The organism is Pseudomonas sp. RW407 (assembly GCF_003176655.1).
Taxonomy (GTDB): domain Bacteria; phylum Pseudomonadota; class Gammaproteobacteria; order Pseudomonadales; family Pseudomonadaceae; genus Pseudomonas; species Pseudomonas delhiensis.
In genome coordinates, this window is sequence record NZ_QGSL01000107.1 from 1,000,278 (window position 1) to 1,001,749 (window position 1,472).

Annotated in this window: 2 protein-coding genes; both read right to left on the minus strand. The window is 70.6% G+C overall.

Features of this window, described 5'->3' with window-relative positions; genetic code table 11:
* The coding region (locus DK254_RS28660) for a hypothetical protein (protein WP_109937330.1) at positions 1–488 on the minus strand (488 nt) is incomplete at its 3' end.
* 90 nt (positions 489–578) lie between these two features.
* Positions 579–1,439 carry a LysR family transcriptional regulator gene (locus tag DK254_RS28665; RefSeq protein WP_109937331.1) on the minus strand — a complete coding sequence of 287 codons (861 nt, stop codon included), beginning with the start codon at positions 1,437–1,439 and terminating at the stop codon, positions 579–581.
* Positions 1,440–1,472 lie beyond the last annotated feature (33 nt).

Sequence of the window (1,472 nt, forward strand, 5' to 3'; positions counted from 1 at the left end):
ACCCGGCGTATGAAGTCGCGTAGCGAGACGACCAGCTCGGCCGTCGGGATCGGCCGCCCGGCGGCCAGCTCGGTGGCGGCCCGTGCAGCCAGGCGCACCTGCTCCTCGGTGCCCAGCAGGAGGATGTCCGACAGCGCCGCCTCCACCGCGTCGCGGATGCGCCGGGAACGGTCGGTGCTGGACCAGCCGCCCTCCGGCTCGGCGGGCAGCGTACCGGCGTCCTCCGTCGCGTTCTCATCCTGCCGTTGCAGGCCGCGCCGGTGTGTGGGGTCCACCAGCAGGTTGCCAGTGAAGGAGCCGCCCAGGGTCTTGTAGGCGGCGATCAGGGTGCGCAGGCGCTCGTTGATCTGGCGGTTCTCGCGTTCGCGGCGCTGCTGCAGGGTCTGCATCGCCAGCAGGCGGATGCCGACGCCGACGAGGGTGATCAGGGCCAGCCCGAAAAGGGTGGAAAGCAGCCCCTCCCAGGAACTGAAATCAAGGTTGCGCATGCCCGGCCTCCCAGGGCGGTGAAGGTTGGCGCCTGACCGAAGCAGGCTCAGCGTTGGGCAGTGTAGCCCCGGTGCGGGTTCCGCCTGCCTTCAGAGCGTCGGGTCCCAGCGCTGCGACCAGTCCGGGTCCTCGCGCACCAGCTCGCGCAGCAGCGCGAAGGCCTGCTGCAACGGCACCGAGTCGCGCTCGCGGGAGTACACCAGGTAGGTCGGGTAGCTGAACTCCGGGGCCCGCGGCACGCGGCGCAGCACGCCCTTGTCGAGGTAGCTCTGCACCACCCGCGTGCGGAAGTAGCCCGAACCGCCGTTCTCCAGGATGTACTGCAGTGCCAGCGGGCCGAGGTTGAAGGCCACCGGCGCGCGGGCCTTGTCCGGCAGCGCGCTGTCGTGCTGCTGGCGGAAGCCCTCGCCCCAGTCGATGTACACGTAGGGCTCGGGGTCCCTGGCGCGCACCAGGATGAGCTTCTCCTCCAGCAACTGCTCCACCTGCATCCCCGGCCAGTAGTGCGGCTGGTACACCAGGGCGGCGTCCAGCACGCCCAGCTCCAGCTGGCGCAGCAGGGCGTCGCCGCTGCCGATCTCGGCGCGCACCGCATAGCTGTCGATGGCCTGCCGGATGCGGGCGACCCAGCGCAGCATCAGCGGGTTGCACAGGCTCACCTCGCCGCCGATGTGCAGCACGTTGTCCACGCCCTCGGGCAGCGGCAGGTCGCGCTGCGCCGCCTCCCAGGTCTGCAGCATCTGGTTGGCGTAGATGATGAACGCCTCGCCGTCGGCGGTCAGCCGCGCGCCGGCGCGGTTGCGCACGAACAGCTTGCAGTTGAGGTGGCTTTCCAGCCTCTGGATACGCGCGGTGATCGCCGTCTGGGTGACGTGCATGCGCTCGGCGGCGGCGACGAAGCTGCCGTGGCGGGCGATCTCCAGGAAGGTGCGGGTCAGGTCGATGTCCATGCTGCTTGGCTGGCGGAGGGGCGGGAGGCGGGA